General features: G+C 44.4%; 20 protein-coding genes. 13 read left to right on the top strand and 7 right to left on the bottom strand.

The window, feature by feature from the left end:
• The first annotated feature begins 3 nt into the window (after positions 1-3).
• Positions 4-1,008: a glycosyltransferase family 2 protein gene (locus FFR00_RS13970; protein WP_137674023.1), complete on the top strand. Its 1,005-nt coding sequence runs from the start codon at positions 4-6 to the stop codon at positions 1,006-1,008.
• A gap of 41 nt (positions 1,009-1,049) precedes the next feature.
• Here the strand turns inward: FFR00_RS13970 and FFR00_RS13965 are convergent, their stop codons facing one another.
• The 3 genes from FFR00_RS13965 to FFR00_RS13955 form a co-directional block, all read right to left on the bottom strand.
• On the bottom strand, positions 1,050-1,385 hold the full coding sequence (locus FFR00_RS13965) for a DUF3634 family protein (RefSeq protein ID WP_161985173.1): 336 nt from the start codon (positions 1,383-1,385) through the stop codon (positions 1,050-1,052).
• 318 nt (positions 1,386-1,703) lie between these two features.
• Positions 1,704-2,282 carry a YceI family protein gene (locus tag FFR00_RS13960; RefSeq protein WP_137674021.1) on the bottom strand — a complete coding sequence of 193 codons (579 nt, stop codon included), beginning with the start codon at positions 2,280-2,282 and terminating at the stop codon, positions 1,704-1,706.
• A gap of 21 nt (positions 2,283-2,303) precedes the next feature.
• A complete protein-coding gene (locus FFR00_RS13955) occupies positions 2,304-2,855 on the bottom strand; it encodes a cytochrome b (protein WP_137674052.1) in 552 nt (183 codons plus the stop codon).
• A 412-nt stretch (positions 2,856-3,267) separates the two neighbouring features.
• On the opposite strand from FFR00_RS13955, the gene FFR00_RS21775 reads away from it, so the two are divergent.
• Both FFR00_RS21775 and FFR00_RS13950 read left to right on the top strand, forming a co-directional pair.
• Positions 3,268-3,435, top strand: a complete 168-nt coding sequence (locus FFR00_RS21775) for a PA3496 family putative envelope integrity protein (RefSeq protein ID WP_174235959.1) — start codon at positions 3,268-3,270, stop codon at positions 3,433-3,435.
• Between the two features lie 64 nt (positions 3,436-3,499).
• Positions 3,500-3,913 carry a VOC family protein gene (locus FFR00_RS13950; RefSeq protein WP_137674020.1) on the top strand — a complete coding sequence of 138 codons (414 nt, stop codon included), beginning with the start codon at positions 3,500-3,502 and terminating at the stop codon, positions 3,911-3,913.
• 5 nt (positions 3,914-3,918) lie between these two features.
• Here the strand turns inward: FFR00_RS13950 and FFR00_RS13945 are convergent, their stop codons facing one another.
• Positions 3,919-4,350, bottom strand: coding sequence for a DUF3859 domain-containing protein (locus FFR00_RS13945; protein WP_137674019.1), 432 nt, complete (start codon positions 4,348-4,350; stop codon positions 3,919-3,921).
• A gap of 167 nt (positions 4,351-4,517) precedes the next feature.
• Here FFR00_RS13945 and FFR00_RS13940 point away from each other — a divergent pair, with 167 nt between their 5' ends.
• On the top strand, positions 4,518-4,967 hold the full coding sequence (locus FFR00_RS13940; RefSeq protein WP_137674018.1) for a DUF2059 domain-containing protein: 450 nt from the start codon (positions 4,518-4,520) through the stop codon (positions 4,965-4,967).
• 45 nt (positions 4,968-5,012) lie between these two features.
• Here the strand turns inward: FFR00_RS13940 and FFR00_RS13935 are convergent, their stop codons facing one another.
• On the bottom strand, positions 5,013-5,666 hold the full coding sequence (locus FFR00_RS13935) for a 7-cyano-7-deazaguanine/7-aminomethyl-7-deazaguanine transporter (RefSeq protein ID WP_137674017.1): 654 nt from the start codon (positions 5,664-5,666) through the stop codon (positions 5,013-5,015).
• Between the two features lie 277 nt (positions 5,667-5,943).
• Between FFR00_RS13935 and FFR00_RS13930 the strand changes: the two genes are divergently transcribed.
• The 5 genes from FFR00_RS13930 (at position 5,944) to FFR00_RS13910 (ending at position 13,443) form a co-directional block, all read left to right on the top strand.
• A complete protein-coding gene (locus FFR00_RS13930; protein ID WP_161985172.1) occupies positions 5,944-9,663 on the top strand; it encodes an ATP-binding protein in 3,720 nt (1,239 codons plus the stop codon).
• The gene (locus FFR00_RS13925; protein WP_137674015.1) at positions 9,660-10,319 is read left to right on the top strand and encodes a hypothetical protein; all 660 of its coding nucleotides are present in this window, start codon (positions 9,660-9,662) and stop codon (positions 10,317-10,319) included. Before FFR00_RS13930 ends, FFR00_RS13925 begins: the two co-directional genes overlap by 4 nt.
• Positions 10,316-11,530: a phosphoenolpyruvate carboxylase gene (locus FFR00_RS13920; protein WP_137674014.1), complete on the top strand. Its 1,215-nt coding sequence runs from the start codon at positions 10,316-10,318 to the stop codon at positions 11,528-11,530. The genes FFR00_RS13925 and FFR00_RS13920 overlap by 4 nt, the downstream gene beginning before the upstream one ends.
• Positions 11,531-11,707: 177 nt before the next feature.
• Positions 11,708-12,388, top strand: coding sequence for a MaoC family dehydratase (locus tag FFR00_RS13915; RefSeq protein WP_137674013.1), 681 nt, complete (start codon positions 11,708-11,710; stop codon positions 12,386-12,388).
• 56 nt (positions 12,389-12,444) lie between these two features.
• Complete coding sequence (locus tag FFR00_RS13910; RefSeq protein WP_137674012.1) at positions 12,445-13,443, top strand: alpha/beta hydrolase-fold protein; 999 nt, start codon at positions 12,445-12,447, stop codon at positions 13,441-13,443.
• Here the strand turns inward: FFR00_RS13910 and FFR00_RS13905 are convergent.
• Positions 13,440-13,781, bottom strand: coding sequence for a 5-carboxymethyl-2-hydroxymuconate Delta-isomerase (locus tag FFR00_RS13905; protein WP_137674011.1), 342 nt, complete (start codon positions 13,779-13,781; stop codon positions 13,440-13,442). The genes FFR00_RS13910 and FFR00_RS13905 overlap by 4 nt on opposite strands.
• Before the next feature lie 184 nt (positions 13,782-13,965).
• Here FFR00_RS13905 and FFR00_RS13900 point away from each other — a divergent pair, with 184 nt between their 5' ends.
• A complete protein-coding gene (locus FFR00_RS13900; RefSeq protein ID WP_137674010.1) occupies positions 13,966-14,574 on the top strand; it encodes a GPR1/FUN34/YaaH family transporter in 609 nt (202 codons plus the stop codon).
• On the opposite strand, the gene FFR00_RS13895 is transcribed toward FFR00_RS13900, so the two are convergent.
• Positions 14,504-15,457, bottom strand: a complete 954-nt coding sequence (locus tag FFR00_RS13895; RefSeq protein WP_137674009.1) for a DUF6279 family lipoprotein — start codon at positions 15,455-15,457, stop codon at positions 14,504-14,506. The genes FFR00_RS13900 and FFR00_RS13895 overlap by 71 nt on opposite strands.
• Before the next feature lie 153 nt (positions 15,458-15,610).
• Here FFR00_RS13895 and FFR00_RS13890 point away from each other — a divergent pair, with 153 nt between their 5' ends.
• The 3 genes from FFR00_RS13890 to FFR00_RS13880 are packed head-to-tail and all read left to right on the top strand — an operon-like array spanning position 15,611 to position 17,133.
• Complete coding sequence (locus FFR00_RS13890) at positions 15,611-16,066, top strand: hypothetical protein (protein ID WP_137674008.1); 456 nt, start codon at positions 15,611-15,613, stop codon at positions 16,064-16,066.
• Positions 16,063-16,674 (top strand): SCO family protein, encoded by a 612-nt coding sequence (locus tag FFR00_RS13885; protein WP_137674007.1) that lies wholly within the window; start codon positions 16,063-16,065, stop codon positions 16,672-16,674. The genes FFR00_RS13890 and FFR00_RS13885 overlap by 4 nt, the downstream gene beginning before the upstream one ends.
• A 12-nt stretch (positions 16,675-16,686) precedes the next feature.
• The gene (locus FFR00_RS13880) at positions 16,687-17,133 is read left to right on the top strand and encodes a copper chaperone PCu(A)C (protein WP_137674006.1); all 447 of its coding nucleotides are present in this window, start codon (positions 16,687-16,689) and stop codon (positions 17,131-17,133) included.
• Positions 17,134-17,160 lie beyond the last annotated feature (27 nt).

Genomic DNA, 17,160 nt, shown 5'->3' with positions numbered 1-17,160 from the left:
GATATGGATAATTCCGCGATTACCGTTGTCATTACCCCGCGAGATAGATATTCGGGCATCATCAGTTGCATTCGTAACTTATACCTTTGTACTGAGCATCCTTTTGTATTGAAAGTGATTGATCTGGACTATCCAGCCTCGCTAAGAAAACAAATAGTGAAAGAATTGGACCAGCGCGACAACGCTGAGCTATTAAGTTATGGATTAATCTCGCCAATTCAAGCCATGCAAAATGTACGTCCGCTTATCGATACGCCTTACGTGATGTTTCTTGATAACGACTCTAACGTTACCCCTAATTGGCTGCCCCCACTATTAGAGATCGCCAACTCAGACTCAAGTATTGCGGTTATCAATCCGGTTACCTTGGAAAAAGAAGGGGTAGATAAGGGTGCGGAGTTGCGCAACCACTTATTCACTAACGCAGTGCATACCATTGACTACCAAGGTGAAGATTACTTAATTGAACATAAGTCCTTCCGCCGCTCCCTGCCAGAAGAGTTGCCACAAGGTATTCAAGACAGCGAGATGTTTGAGTTACATGGCGTACTATTCAGTACTAAAGCATTATTGGATATAGAACTGCCTGATATGGTAATCCGTGAACATATCGATATTGGTATTCAGCTTAGACAAAAAGGCTACAAAATTGTCACTCAACCAGACTCCGTGGTTATTTTTGACAACTTAGGAACTCGCATGGCGTGGTACGACATGAAGTTTTTCTTTTTCCGTTGGCACCCTAAATATACGGAAGCCTCTTCGCGCTTATTTGAACAACGTTGGGGTTACCGCTTTTACTCAGAGCAAGCTATGTACTTGTGGGTTTTTCGTCGCAAGGTATTTTTATTTTCGCGTTGGATATACATTCCGGTCAATGGCGCGAATATGGCGGTACGTATTGCCACTAAGTTGCGTTCATTTATTAAACCGGTGTGGGACCCCATTAAAGGTGTAGAGGAAAAAGCCTCACCAGCTCCGCTCAGTATGTTTTCGAAAGCCAAATAAAAAAGCCCGGTTGAACCGGGCTTTTTTATTTTAGCTGTTATCTAGTCTAACGAGACACTACCGTTTATATCTGAATGTTTGCTGCTATATAGCTTATGTGGAAACTGTTTCTCTAAATGTACTTGGTCTGATTGGGCAATAGAGCGAGAGAAGCGTAAGTGCATCTTGCCATCAGAATTAAGACCTTTCACTAAACCAACCACCTTGCGGCCGCGCATCATTTGACGACAATCATGAATAAATGAACTTGGAACGTGCCCTTTAATTACATTGACCTTGCCCGAGCGTAATTCACATACAAAGGTATACTGAATATGTCTTAGACGAAAAACCAATACTGCTAATGCAACCAAGCCGATGATTATGCTGATAGTCAAAAAAACACTCCCTGTGTTCAGTTAGTAGGCACCATTACTCAATACCTCAACAGATATTGAAATGAATAAACTCAACAAGGGTAAACTTTGTAGTATCAAATAACTAGGGCTAAGCTCAAATTCAAGATATCAATCAACCATTTATATTCAATCTGATAACTTGATCAACATAATTATGAAACATCTAGCCCTGAAAACAGTTTCAGAGAAAACTAAACAAAAGCTAATATAATCATATTTACGGGCTGCAGAAAGCGTTAGGAGGGAGATAACTGTAAAGCATAAAAAGCTGCCCAGATGGACAGCCTCACACATTGCTTATTTTTTGATACCTTCAATCACCAAGTCCATCGCAACCGTGGTTGAACTTGGACCTAAGTTTGTAGGAATGCCAAAGTCCTTCATTACCAACTCTGTAGAACCTACAAATCCAGCGCGGTAGCCACCCCATGGGTCTTTACCTTCTCCAACTTTAGTGACGTCAATCACTATCTCTTTAGTCACACCACGAAGGGTAAGTTGGCCGTATAGCTTGCCGCCATCGTCACCGTTGGCTTGGTACTTAGTGCTACTAAAGCTAGCTTCAGGGAATTGATCTACCGCTAAAAAGTCGTCGCTACGAATGTGCTTATCACGCTCTGCGTGATTTGAGTTGACTGAAGTGGCATCAATTTTCACATTAACCTTAGTCGCTTCTGGCGCTGTTTGGTCATAGCTAAAATCACCGCTAAAGGTATCAAAACGCCCCACGACAAAACTGTAGCCTAAGTGATTCACTTTAAAATTGATTGAAGCATGCGCGCCACGAGTATCAATGGTGTAATCGGCAGCGCTGGCCGGTAAAGCCAATCCCATTGTGCTAGCAAGTAGCAAAGCGGCTTTTAACTGTGTTTTCATTTTTTGTCCCTTTTAGTCGATTTACTTAGTGGGTTTTAACATCCGAACTAAGGTGCTGTCTTTGTCTATAAAATGGTGTTTAAGTGCTGCTAACCCATGGCCAGCAACTAAGGCGATTAATGTCCACGCTAGAATTTCATGAACATCTCCAGCCAGTTCTTCTTGTTGATTGATTCCAGTCACGGTTGCAGGGATCTCAAACCATTCAAATACTGAAATGGCGCGCCCATCGGCTGTTGAAATCAAGTAGCCCGAAATCATTAAACAAAACAGTATTAAATAAAGTAGGAAATGGCCTACTTTAGCGCCGGTTTTTTCCCACTGCTGATGATTCTCTGGGCTTACTGGGTGCGGATTAAGCCCACGCCACAGCAAACGAAACAACATCACCATAAATAACAATATACCCACGCTTTTATGGATCATTGGCGCAGTTTGATACCAGCTAGAATAGTAATTAAGGTCAACCATAAACAAGCCTAGGCCAAAAAGCCCAAATACACTCAACGCTACCAGCCAATGTAAGCCAATAGCTACCCAACCATAGCCTTGTTCAGTATTGCGAATACTCACCAGCTCTCCTTGTACATTGTTCAACAATCTCTTCTTTTTATAGCATCGCTTAAAAAAGTGTCGAAAAAAATTGAATTTTATGTGAAAAAGCTTTCGAACAATTAGAAAGAAAATCGCTTTAAAATTTACTTTTACAGCAAAAAACCAACAATAAGTGAAGATAAGCTCTACTTGTTTTCAGTTTTATCGATTTCTAAAGCTAGCAGCCAGTGGGATTTTTGTCTTCTAATCAAGAGCTAACTGACAAGCGCTTAAGAGAGATTGTGGGTCACTTTAGCGGTAACACTGCAGTAACAAAATATTCATTTTACCTACTATACTTTTTACTGCACATTTTGCGTGTCTCGCAACCGCGAGAAAATCAAGAAGTTGGGCTGATCAGTCCCGATGAAATAAGGCTTGGAGCAAGCTTATGAAACGATCACGCTATGACGATATGGACGAATGGGAAGAAGAAGACCTGAGCCATAACGCAAAAAGTCACAAAAACCAACGCGACAAGGCCCGTGCCCGTCGGCGCATTGATGAATACAACGAACGAAAGCAGTTAGAACGATACATTGATGAAGACTATAACTAGTCTCAACTAATACCAAAGGGAGTATTTACTCCCTTTCTTTTTACTGCGCATTGGAGAAATGCCTATGCAAACCATCATTCCCTACCTTAATTTTGCCGGCAAAGCCGAGCAAGCTTTGGATTTTTACCAGCAGTGTTTCGATGGTGAGGTAATAGCCTTAATGCGCTTTGGCGATACACAAACCGATATGCCTATTCCCAGCGAGTTACTTAACAACATAATGCATTGTCATTTTAAAGCCGGAGAGCTGGAGTTTATGGGTTCTGATGGCATGCCCGGTGAGCAACTAAAAAGTGCCGGAAATATAGAGCTAAACCTAAATTTTAGCGATTTAGCCCACCAGCAAGCGGTGTTTAACAAGCTCTCGGAAAATGGCGACATCATCATGGGGCTACAAGATACTTTCTGGCAAGCGCGATTTGGCCGAGTGTGCGACCAATTTGCTATTAACTGGATGCTTAACTGCCCATTAGCCTAAGTACTTTACATACCGCGTTTACGGTAAAACTGCGCTGGGTCTCCAGGGCTATCTTGAAATAGCTCGAAAGACTTATCCGCAATCAGCTCGCCAGCTAACTCCAAAGTCATTCGCCAGGTACCTAACTTATTACTAATCGGTGGCCAAATAGTGTCACCTAGGTAAAAGTCCCAATCATTGCTGCGCACATATTCTTCCCCATCAAAGGGAGCCATGATTTGACCATCGGAATCAGGAATATCAGGGTGGTAAATGCAGTAACGCACCTTTTGACCTTTGGCTTTTTTAATGTTCACAATAAGGCCAAATTCTACATCTATTTGCGCTTCAACCTGAGTAGTAAACTCAGTAATCTGAGGCAGCGCTTTGCTATCGCTGTCCCACTTATTATAAATTCCAAAGCTGTGCAGCTTTACTTGGTGCTTTGCTTTCGCCATATAACAATAACTCGGTTTATCCCTTAACAAGCCCACTATTTTAACGCAAGCGCAGCGTGTTCTGCTATTACAATCCTTTCCCCACAATGACAGAAGGTGTAGGCTAAACACCTAAGATTTGAACTATTGATAAGCCATTATCAACACGTGCCTTCAAGGAAGAACCTATGAAAAAGCTATTTGCTGCCAGCTTAGTACTTGCCAGTTGTTCACTACAAGCTGCCCCTATCAATGATTTGCTAGAGCTCAATAACAGCGAACAGCAAATGCAGATTATTCGCACCAATCTCAATAAAGCATTGATTCGTCAAAACCCACCGCTGAGTAAATTTGAACCGGTACTTAATCAATGGGCCGAGACTTACCTCACTTGGGATGAAATGAAACCAAAAATTGCAGAGGTATACTTAAAGCACTTTACTGATGAAGAGTTGGAGCAATTGGTGGCTTTTTACAAAACCCCTGTGGGGCAAAAGAGCCAAGCGCTTAATGCAACCTTGATTCGTGAAACCGCCTTAGCCAGCGCAATGGTCGCTAAAGGTCATCACAAAAAACTAGAAGAGATGTTGCAACAAGCCGCCGCTCAAGTGAAACAGCAACAAGAAGCTGCGAACTAATTGGCAAGCAACCAACCGCGCTTGTTGGTTGCTTTATTCTTTTTTTTACGCCGCCACTTTTGTTCTTTGTAGGCGGTTTTGTAAGAAGTGCAGTAGCATGCCGTATAAAGGTACAAACAAGGCGATATTCACCGCGAGTTTAAAGCCGTAATCTACCCAAGCAATTTCTAACCAATGTTCCGCCATAAAAGCATCGCTGCTGGCATAAAAGGCCACAGCAAAGAACAAAATGGTATCGACCAAGTTACCAAATACACTCGAGCCAGCAGGGGCTGCCCACCAGTATTTTAATTGGCGTAAGCGATCAAACACCTTCACATCGAGTAGCTGACCCACCGAATAAGCCAGAAAGCTTGCTAAAGCGATACGTGCCACAAACCCATTCCAAGCTAATAATCCCGCTAAACCTTGATATTCGCCCTGATAAAACAATACCGAGACCAAGTAGCTCACCAACAAGGCGGGGAACATGGCAGTGAAGATAATTTTACGTGCTCGGCTCGCGCCAAACAAACGCACCGTAAGATCTGTTGCTAGGAAAATAAACGGGAAAGTAAACGCTCCCCAAGTGGTATGAAAACCAAATATGGTGAAGGGTAATTGCACTAAATAATTGCTGGCAGCAATGGCCACAATGTGAAACAAAGCCAAAATAAGAACACTGCGGCGCTCGGCCTCAGTTAATTGTAAAAACCACATATTGTTACGACCTATCTTTTTGATGATTGGGGTAAGAGAACCCAAGGGCGCAGGAGTATTCCACAAGCGCTAACAATCTGCAATAGTTAAACAACTAGTCAAGAAAACAGCACAACATTGTTTTTTTGATGATAACTAACAGTTTTTGAGCAAACACTCTTAACAAGACTTCGCTCCATGCCCTTTCTTAGTTAAACTGCGCTATTGCCCTGCCTAGCGGCAGCGCCTACTCACTTATTAAACAGTAGGCTTATCTAGCTTATTAAAAGGATGCATTTTGTCTGGCTTATTGCGGATCATCTTGATCGATACTCACCTTAACGGTGTAGTAGAACTAAAACTCGACCAACACAGTAACATTTGTGGAACCAATGCCTCGGGTAAAACCACCCTGCAGCGTCTTATTCCCGTGTTCTATGGTGAATACCCTAGCCGAGTTGTACCTAGCACCCGTGATAGTTTTGAGCGATGGTACTTGCCACGAGAAGCCAGCTACATCATTTACGAGTATGAGCAATATAACGGCCAACAAGCCCAAGTGGTATTATCCTCCGGTCGTGAAGACCAAGGGGTAAAGTACCGCTTTATTGGCAAACCTTTTGTTCTCGAAGACTTTGTTGAGAAACAAGACGAGCAAGGCACCTGGTTTTTAGCCCCCGCGAAGCTTGGCCAACATCTTAAAAAGCTTGAATTTAATGGTGCTCAACTCGCCACTACTCGCTTTTTAAATACTCGTGAATATCGCGCCATTATTCAAAATGACCGCAGCCTACAAAATGCTGGCGATAGTGACCTAAAAGCCTACGCCCGCCAGTTTGCCATGTGTGACCCTAAACACGGCTTACGTCATATCGAAAAATTAGCCAAAGCAGTGCACTCTAAAGAAGGCAAGATGGAAACCATCAAATCGATGATTGCCGCCATCTTAGAGGAAGAAGGCGTGACACTAAAACCCACTTGGGTTGACGCCAACAAAGCCCAAGCCTGGATCCAAGAAACCCGTCTGATTCAGCAATTCGAAGTTATTCGCCCTAAATTTGTAAAGCTTGAGCAAATTCACCAGCAGTTACTCGCTAGCGAAGCCCAACTCCTACAACTAGATACCAGCCTACAAAATGACGAAAGCGAGCTATTTGCCCAAAATGAGCAAGCGCAACGTCAGCTCAATCAGCTGAAGCATGAACTCAGTGAATTAGAGCAACAATGGCAAAACCAGCGTGAGCATTTAAACCAAGCCGTCTCTAGCGCCAATGCCGATGTGAGCAGTTTCGACAAGCAACTTAATCACATCGAAGATGACTACCAAGCTTGGCAAGACAAACAGATTGAAGAAGCTCTTAAAGCCGTTGAGCAACTGCCCCAATGGCGTGAACAGGTTCGCGAAGTAAGCGAGCGCCACCAGCTACTCACCGAGCAGCATAGCGATATTGAAGCCCACTTTAATCAGCGTAAAAGTGAGATTAACGAGCAATTAAACACCGCGTTAAACAAGCTGCACAAAAACAAAGACCAGTTACAGCAACAGTTAAACCAAGAGAAACAACAACAGCAAGCAGAATTGAGTAGCGAGCAACAACAGCAGCAAGCGCAGTTAAGCCAGCTAGAAACCAAATTTCAGCAACAGCAACATCAACACCAGTTGGAACTGGCCCAGCTAGAAGCTGGCACCTTGCAAATGGGTTATACCGAAGATGAAAGCCGCCAGCTTAACATCATGGATAATCGCCTTGATGAAGCCAGCCAGCAACAGCAACTATTATCTAGCCAATTACGCCAGCACTCAGATCAGCTGCAAACCCTTAAGCAGCAACGCCAACAAGCCGACCAGCAACTTGCTAGCGCTAGCCAAAATAGTCGCCAACTAGAGGGTAAACTTAGCGCCTTAAAAGATAGCTTACAGCCGGCCGATGGCAGCTTATTGGCTCACTTACGCAGCGAACACCCTCTGTGGGAACAAAGCATTGGTAAGTTGATCAATCCAGAGCTGCTAAACCGCCGTGATTTAAAACCTCACAGTGATGACAAAAGCAATAGCGTATTTGGCCTTGCGCTTGATTTAAAAGCCATTGAAGCGCCAGAGTGTGCCGCCACCGAAGAGCAAATAAAACAGCAGCTAGAGCAAGTTCAACACGCTTTTCAAGAGGCTCAAAAGCAACTGAAGCAAGCTGAAGCCGAGCTCAGTGAAGCCAACAAAGCGGTGCAACAGCAAGATTTAAGCGTAGCCGAAGCCACTGCCACTCATCACAACAGCGAAGATAAACTAAAACGCTTACAAGAAGAAAAGCTGCTACTCAAAGAGAGCTTTTCAAGCGCCCTTAAACAGCGCCAAAGTGAAGCCCGCGAGCAGCAGACCAAACTTAAAAGCTACCTGCAAAACGCGCAGTCTCAGCATCAAGATTATCTTGAAGAGATCCGCGAACAACATCAAGAAGCCAAGTTAGAGAAAATGGCTTGGTGGGAAGAAAAAATAGACGCCATTGCCGCGCAATTAAGCCAAGCACAAGATGCCGTAAGCCAGCGCCAAGCTCAGGCTAAACAAGCCTTAAAGCAATCTGAACAATGGTATCGTGGCGAACTACAAGCGCAAGGTTTAGACGACCAATTAATCGTTGATTTAGCCAAACAAAAACGCCAGCTTAATCAGCAAATTCAAGATGCTGAGCAATATCGTGATGAAGTGAGCGAATACAAGATTTGGCACCAGCAAGTCTGGCTAAATCAAAAACCTCAGCTAAATGATGCACTGGCAAAAGCTCGCCAAGAACAAAGCACCGCTAAACAAGCCCTTAATGAGCAGCTCGCCACCTACAAGCAACAGCGAGATACTCAGCAAGTTAGCCTAAGCCAGCTCAAACAACAGCTTGAGCAAGTACAGCAGCAACATGCACACACTCAGAACCTATTACGCAAAATAAAGCAGTTGGCCTTAGTTGCTCATCCGCAGCATAAAGCTGAGGGCAACGGTGGGTCTGCCGCAGAACGAACTCGCCAAGCTGAGCAGCAAATTCAGCAACGTAACCAACAACTAGAACAAGTAAATGAGTCGGTACGTCACTTCGATAGCCTATTAGCCCAGCAAGCGGGCTCAGACCTTAGTGAAACCTGGGAGCGCTCGCGCGCCGCTTGCCGCAGGCACAGCGAAGACGGAGAACCTACTCTCGCTTATCGTGAGCTGGTGCCGCATTTATCAGAACTGCTGAATGGTTTAGTACCACAAAAAGTACAAGGGCTGATCGACCATGGCCGCAACCTAGGCATGAGCATTAGCAGTTTCTACCAGAACTTGAGCGACATCGACCAACGCATTCTTAGCCAAAGCCGCCGAATTACACGCGAAATTGGGGAAGATTTAAGCCTTGATGGAGTGTCTGATTCTGCAGTAATTATTCGCTCTAAAATTAGCGAACTAGAGTTTTGGGACGAGCTAAAAGCTTTTGTAGATAACTTCCAGCGCTGGCAGCAACAAGGCTTTAACCAATTACCAAACGAAGACTACGCCAACAGCATGCGTGTTGCCTTAGACATTATTGGCCGTAGCGCGCTTAAAGAGGGCGTTTCTCGCTTATTGCTGATTGAACTCACCTTGCGTGAAGGCAACAGCGATTTGGTGATTAGAACCGACCGCCAACTCAACGAATCCAGTAGTCATGGTATGGCCTACCTTATTTTGTGTAAGTTTTTATTGGCCTTTACTCGCTTATTACGTGGCAACGCTGATACCTATATTCACTGGCCGATAGATGAACTAGGCACCTTGCACCAAAGCAATGTGAAGAAGATCTTCGATGCTTGTGATCATAACCAAATTCGCATTCTAGGTGCCTTCCCTAACCCAGAATCTGAAGTATTAGATTTATTTACCCACCGCTACATTATTAACCGCGAGAAGCGTCAGCTTCAGGTGGTGCAGCCACGGGTCAACTTACTAAAAGAAAAAATTAAAGCTGCGCAAGCCGCTAAAGCCACCCAACAAGCTGCTAGCGAGGCCGAACTATGAGCAAACTAAGCGCCACCGGCATGAGCGAAACCGGCCGAGTATTAGAAGCCTTGTTAAGCGGGCAGTTTATTTGCCAAATTAGCGATGAAGCTGGTTATGCCTTTTTGGCACAAGAAGCCAACCGCGAACGTATCGATAGCCACTTGCATGTACTTAACCGCCGTTTAGCTAGCGCTTGCGAAGGCGAATTGTATTTTTGCGCCTATCGCGAGTTAGGCGATAGCGAACACAAAGTGATTAGCCAACAATTTAGTGATATTGCCGGTAGCTTATTGCCGCTCACCGAGTGGCTAATACTGAGCCAAGAAGCCCAGGGCCATGACGCCCCCATTAGCGCAGGCGTCGCTTTACGTTTAAGTGAGCTGCAAACCGTAGTAGAAGATACGCCAGCACTGCGAGAACAGTTAGCTAAAATCTCCCAATATAGGTTGTTTGGCTCTACTAGCACGCAAGTTGATGGCCAGTTAAAACAGATTTTTAAACGGCTATGTGAGCAGGGCTATTTGGTGCGCCCTAACCAAGAAAAGCAAATTTACATTGCCACAGCAAAAGTGGATTACATTTTTGAAGTGATCAGCTTTATTGATGAAGCCGAAGGTTTAGGTTTAGAACAGCAAGCCATGGATGCGATTGGTCAGCAGGAGCCACTACTGTGAACCAACACCTGCAACAAGCCGGGTTAAAACTATTTAAGCTACTGGCCCGCCATGGCGAGAGCTTGATGCATGCTTATGTGAACGGCAAGTTGGATGAAGCCAAACTCGATAGCAAACAAGTTGAGTCACTGCTTAAAGCCGGGGTTATTTGGCGTCCTTCTGCCGACGAAGGTTTGATTTTAAGCTCAAACCTGCGTTCATTGCTCGAAGAAGCACTAAGCGATACCCGAAATCGCCAAATTGACGCCAACGTTGGTTCACGCCTAGAAACAATTAAAACCCTCGCTGCGCATTATAAAGAAGCCCTGCACATTGGTGATTTAGCCGCTGCAGACGTTTATCTCAGTGATTTGAACGAACATAGCTATAGCCTTACCGAAAGCTTGCGACACAGCTCAAGGGTACTTTGGAGCCGTATTAACAATGAGTTTGGTTATGTACCAAGCTTAAGCGCAAAGATTCGCGAGAACGAACTGGCTCAACAGCAAGTGGGTGAATTGCTCGACAGTTTATCGCTACTAAACTTTGATACCTTGAGCCAAATTGCTGGTGATATTCGGGAACTGCGCCGAGTATTAGCAATTAACTTAAGCCAAGCAGTATTTGACTGTACGCAAGAACTGGCGGTGGTACAGACGCGACTGCTGACCTTATTAGGACGTTTTCGTGAGCTACGCGGTAAATCTCGTTTACTAAAAGGCTTGCAGCTGTTTCATGCTCAGCATCCAGATTTTAGCCCGCAAGACCCCACCAATCAGGTAGATGTTGCGAGCTTATTCAACCAAGCACCAGCCTTACTTAACAGCGCCAGCGTTGATATTCACAACCCTGAACACGAGCAAGACTTACTGTATGCAGTAAGTCAAATTCACTTACAGCGACAACCCCATAAACTTGATGGTGAGCCTGAGCATGCCGTCTCTCTCGCCAGTGTTGATGAATTCTCTTTGCAGGAGCAAAGGATTAAGCAAGACGTTGAGGATTACTTACTCGGCGTTATAGAAAGCGCTGCAGGGCAAACTGCATTAGAGTATTATCAGCAGCAGCAATTATCTTGGGATGCCGAAGCCTGGCTCTATCAAGTGTGGGGCAGTTATCACGCCTTGCCAGAAGAACAACGCGATTACTTTGCGCTAGACCCAATCGAAGATCCACATCCCATTTTTAGTGGTAATAGAATTGTTCGCGACCTGCAAGTTTGGCTGAGATAATCAGCTAAACTATTGTCTATTGTGACTAATTTGCTTAGTTACAGCCTTGCCGACTAGATCGACTGTGCCTATATTTGAATACAGTTACTGACAGATAGCCGACAGATTTATTTGACTGATTAGTCGATTATCTTAGAATATGCCCACAGTTGAGCCTAGATGTATTAGGAATTAAAGATGAAAGTAGTTGATTTTATTAAGAAAAAACGTGAAATGTTGGCTCAAAACCCATTTGAACTTAAAGATTGGTTGTCTCCAGCCATTCGTGATTATTGGATAGAGTTTCTTAATAAAGCCCATCACCATCAATTAGTTAACTGGGTAAAAGAGCACCAGCTAAGCTCCAATGGCGAGCAACAAGCTAGCTTTAAAGAAACGATTGAGTTACACCCAAAAGCTGAAGCACTGCTTGAAGAGTTATCGATGCAGTTAGGCGAAGAGATTCATATTGGTGAGTGGCTAAGTGTCACTCAAGACCGAATCAATCAGTTTGCCGATGTGACGAAAGATCATCAGTGGTTACATACCGATCCTCAACGCGCGGCTGAAGAATCCCCCTTTAAATCAACCATTGCCCACGGCTTTCTCACTCTGTCTTTATTGCCGGCCTTAACTGAGAGCGTAGATCCAGACAAGCCGCTTTACCCTTCAGCTAAAATGATGGTGAATTACGGAATTAACCAAGTTCGCTTCCCTTACCCAGTAAAGGTGAACAACCGCATTCGTGCCCGCACCCGTTTAACCCGTGTATCGCCAATTAAACGTGGTTTAGAGTTGGTAAAAGAGATTACCGTTGAAATTGAGGGTTGTCGTCGCCCAGCTTGTGTTGTGGAATCAGTGGTTCGTCTCTATTTTTAATCCCTTTATCTCGCTATGATGGTTCACGTTAGGTATTAAGCAAAAAGGAGCTTAACGTGAACTCAGCGCATTCTCATACTCTCTCGGTTCAGCAGCATACTCATCAGCAGCGTCCTTCCTACCAATACCTTGTAAGCCAACCTAGCCAGTTAGACTCTAATACCGCTTATCCTTTAGTGTTGTTTTTGCATGGTCGCGGTGAAATAGGCCAAGACATACAGCACTTATTAGAATTTGGGCCAAATGCCTATCTACAGCAGCACCACCTAAACGCCATTTGCATCACCCCACATGTACCCGAGGGTCGAGAAGGCTGGGCGATTGCCGAGCTCATTAGCTTGCTCGATGAAATTGAGCAACAATTTAACATCGACAAAAGCCGCATCTATTTAAGTGGTTTAAGTATGGGGGGATTTGGCGCAATGAATCTAGCCCTGGCTCAACCAAGGCGCTTTGCCGCGCTAAGTGTGTTGGCCGCAGGAGATCCAAACCATTTAGCACCGTGGTCGCTAAAAACGCCACCGCGACCAGTATGCGAAGAGCTCTACCAACGCCTTAGCCACTTACCTATTTGGTTAGCGCATGGGCTAAAAGATGAAGTGATTCCGGCTGAGTTTTCATTGGAATTAGCCGAAAAACTCGCCCACATGCCACGCCAAGCCATGCTGCAAACCACTTGGTATCCGCAGCACCCACATAACATTTGGCAAGACCTCTATAACAGCCCTAGTTTTTGGACTTGGATGTTTGAGCAGCACAATAGCGATTACCACTTACCCACCAACCAACAACTAGACCTTAGCGCACTCGCTGGAGACTATGGCAATCAGCAAGACTACGTCACCATCGCAAACTGCGAAGCACAAGGCCTCCGTTTGTTATGCAAAGATTTACAAGACAACGAACTTAGCTTTAACCTCTATCCAGTGGCTAGTGACCTGGCGTTTTGTGAAATTGGCTGTTTGCGTTTTATCAAGCAACAGCAAGGCCCTACCCAACTGGCCTTAACTCGCCTCACCTTGCTCGACAAATTTACATTAGACAAAACCAACTAAATAACTCGCTTACTGTAACTTTCGCGCTGAATATCCACCACTTCAGCGCTTAAGCTTTTCACCATGTTTAGCTGAGGTGACAAATGTTCAACCATTGCCTCGGTTAACGCCCGCTTTTGTGCAGTACTTCGCCCCGATAAAATATGCAGGCGAACATGTACAAAACTATGTTCATCTAAACCGCTGAGTAAATCCGGGTAAGCGATAGCACGCAGTTTTATTGATGCTTCTTCAAACTCGGCACTGTCTTTTAATACCTCGAACAAGCTCAAAAGTACCTGCTCTATATCGAATGTAGTGGGAAGATCTTTGGAATACTCAACGATGCAATGTGGCATATTTTAGGCTAAGTCCTTGTCTGTATTTTAGGGTTTACAAAAGGTGGAATTAATTAGTCATACAATTTAACAAAAAACCCAAGAAAAGATTGATCTAGATCACATCGATAGATTAAGCTCGCTCAGATAATGCACACCCGTTTAAGCCGAGCGCTTTTTCACCTTTTTATTGGAATCACATACTATGAGCAATACTACTACCGCTAACCCAGCACCACTTGGATTAATGGGTTTCGGTATGACCACCGTTTTACTGAACATTCACAATGCTGGCTTTTTCCCGATTGATGCAATGATTTTGGCCATGGGCATTTTCTATGGTGGTTTGTCACAAGTAATTGTTGGCATTATGTGTTTCAAACGTGGTGATACTTTTGGTACTACCGCATTTACTTCTTACGGTTTATTTTGGCTAACCCTAGTTGGCTTGTTAATCATGCCTAAGATGGGCCTAGCAGAGCCCAGCCCACATGCATTTATGGGTTGGTATTTAGCACTATGGGGCTTATTCACTGCGTTTATGTTTGTTGGTTCATTGCGTTACCCAACCGCTAAACAAGTTGTATTTGGTAGCTTAACCATTTTGTTTGCATTGCTTGCACTACGTGATTTTACTGGCAGTGAACTGATTGGCACTATTGCTGGCTTCGAAGGTATCTTCTGTGGTTTATCAGCTATCTACTTTGCAATGGCTCAAGTGCTTAACGCAGAATACGGCCGTACTATTTTACCTGTTGGTCGCCCAGTGCAGTTTCGCCAAGACAACAGCTCGCCACTAAAAGTGGCTGCTTAACAGCAAACTGTTCAATTAAACCTGCTACCACGGCAGGTTTAACTGGCTCCGACTTGTCTTCAAGCAGTGATTGCACGTCGTCAATATAAGCGTCTATCTTAGCCAAGATATGACGCTTTTGTTTTTTATTAGCCAACGCAAGAACCTCGCTCATACTACCCGCCCACAATACTTGATTTTGCTTGAGTCTTTCCGTTAATCCTGGTGGCCACAGCTGCTCAGAGTTAACCATTAATACATAAAACTGCTGTTCAAAATTATCACTTGTACGCTGTTGCCCCAAAGAAAAGGCTAGGTACTGCTGCCATTTACTTTGCACCGTATGCCAGTCTGGTCGGGTATCAATCAACTGCTTAGCCACGTGCTGAATAACTTGTTCTTGCTGGGAGCTTACACTACCTAACCAACGATCAACGCTTTTAGATAAGTGCTCAACGCGGTAGTCGTAATGGCTTTGTTGACGATCCGCATCATCTCGCTGCTCAGCCAGTTTGCTCATAAAATCGTTAAGTTGCTGCTGAGAAGCCGTTTGCGCCAGTTGAGCAACATCAAGATATACGTAAGAGGCCAAAACGCGATAGTGTTCACGCCACGCATCAACTTGCTCAAGCAATTGCGGCTGACTAATGCCGTTGTTTACTTGCGCCCTAAACAGCTTCAATTGGGCTAAGTAAATCGGTAGTTGTTCTCCACGGTGCCAATCTAACCACTGGCTAAGCATGGGTTTGAATACTGCGCGTTGCTCGCTATTCATATCCACATAATCGTCGATATAGCAATAGGCTAACCAACTAAGGTTGTTGTACACAAAACGCATACCGCAACCCGCTAGCAGAAAGCTCAGTAACAGCACGCTAGACCAACGGAAAAACTTGTTTTGCATAAACACTCCCTTTTATTAGCAGACCCAGTAAATCATAAATAGTTCTCACTCTAAGGCTATTTAATTATTAAGGCTTGAGAGATTAATTCAAGCAGAGTAGATTAGCTCTACCTGTAGTAGTGGCGTAAACTTAGCGGCGCAATGGAAGCATAAATGACTGGTTTAATTCAAAAATTGTTACTGGTATTAGCAGTAATTACTGGCGCATTTGGCCTTGGATTAGGTATTAGTTACTGGCAACAACAGCAATTAGCAAGTGTTGAGTTTAGTCACTGTGAACAATTGCAAAACGCAAGCTGTGAATGGCAAGTCGCCGATCAACAATGGCAACTACAACTACCAACGAATAGCTTGCCAGCAATGTTAGTGCAACAAATACAGCTCAGTACTAGTCAGTCAAACCCGCCACCATTAACGCTTAGTTTGCAAGGCGTTGAGATGTACATGGGTGAAGTCAGTGTCAGTTTAGAGCCCAATGACAATGGACTGTACCAAGCCGACTTGCTGCTGCCCATTTGTAATACTGGAAAAATGCGCTGGCGCGCTGAAATTGTGTCACTTGATCCTAAACGTCCTGTGGCCCTAAGTTTTGAGGTGGATAGTCAATGAAATACCTAGCATGGATAGCAGTGATAATAGTCAGTGGTTTAGCTGGTGTAATGAGCTTTCAATGGTTCTCAGCCCCGCCTGAACCCTTTACACAAACTGCTTCAGCCAGAGTGATTGCAACCGTACCAACCAGTCTATTTAAGATTGAAAGCAGTGATGGCCGTTTTAGCCAGCTTAGTGCCGACAAAAAGCTCTATATCGCTTATTTTGGTTTTACCCATTGCCCTGACGTATGCCCTACTTCACTGGCAATATTGAGTGCAGCTTTACAAGAAGTGTCTGAAGAGCAACGCCAGCAACTACAAAGCTTGTTTGTTAGTGTTGACCCTAAACGAGATGACCCTGCTACGGTAAGCACTTACGCAGGTTACTTTCACCCAGACATTGTTGGTTTAAGCCCACAAGAAGGGCAACTTTTAGGGTTAACTCAAGCCTTAGGGGTTTATTACAAATACGTAGAAACTCCTGATTCACAACTTGAATACAGCGTAGACCACAGCTCTTTCTTTTATTTTATCAATGCGGATGGAGAACTGTTAGCCAAAGTTCCTCATACCTTAGACCCAGCTCCTGTTGTCGCCAAAATTCAGCAGCTACTCCCTCAATAACAAGGACTATTTATGCGACCGTTTTTGCTAGTTATCAGCCTCTTATTCAGTGCTTATAGTGTTGCTGCTGAAAGCTCAATAGCAGTTAAAGAGGTTTATGCCCGCGCTACCCCGCCAAATGCTCCCACAAGCGCTATTTTTCTTAGCTTGCATAACCGCGGAGACCAAGATATTAGCTTGGTAGCTGCAGCGACGCCTGCCGCAGGGCGGGTTGAACTGCATACAATGTTAATGGACGGCGATGTGATGAAAATGCGCCAAGTAAAGGAAATAAAAGTAGCAGCCAACACAATGGTGGAGCTTAAGCCCGGCGGCTTACACCTAATGTTGTTTGATTTGCAGATACCGTTTAAAGAAGGTGAAGAGTTGCAGCTAACTCTCGATTTTTCTGATGGTAGCCAACAACAACTGCAAGTACCGATAAACAAAGTGATGCATAAGATGAAGCATCACCACTAATACTAAAAGGGTTAGCCTAGCAGCTAA

Origin of the sequence: Agarivorans sp. Toyoura001, assembly GCF_005405585.1 — a bacterium.
Lineage (GTDB): Bacteria > Pseudomonadota > Gammaproteobacteria > Enterobacterales > Celerinatantimonadaceae > Agarivorans.
This window is presented reverse-complemented; position numbering and strand designations above follow the sequence as displayed.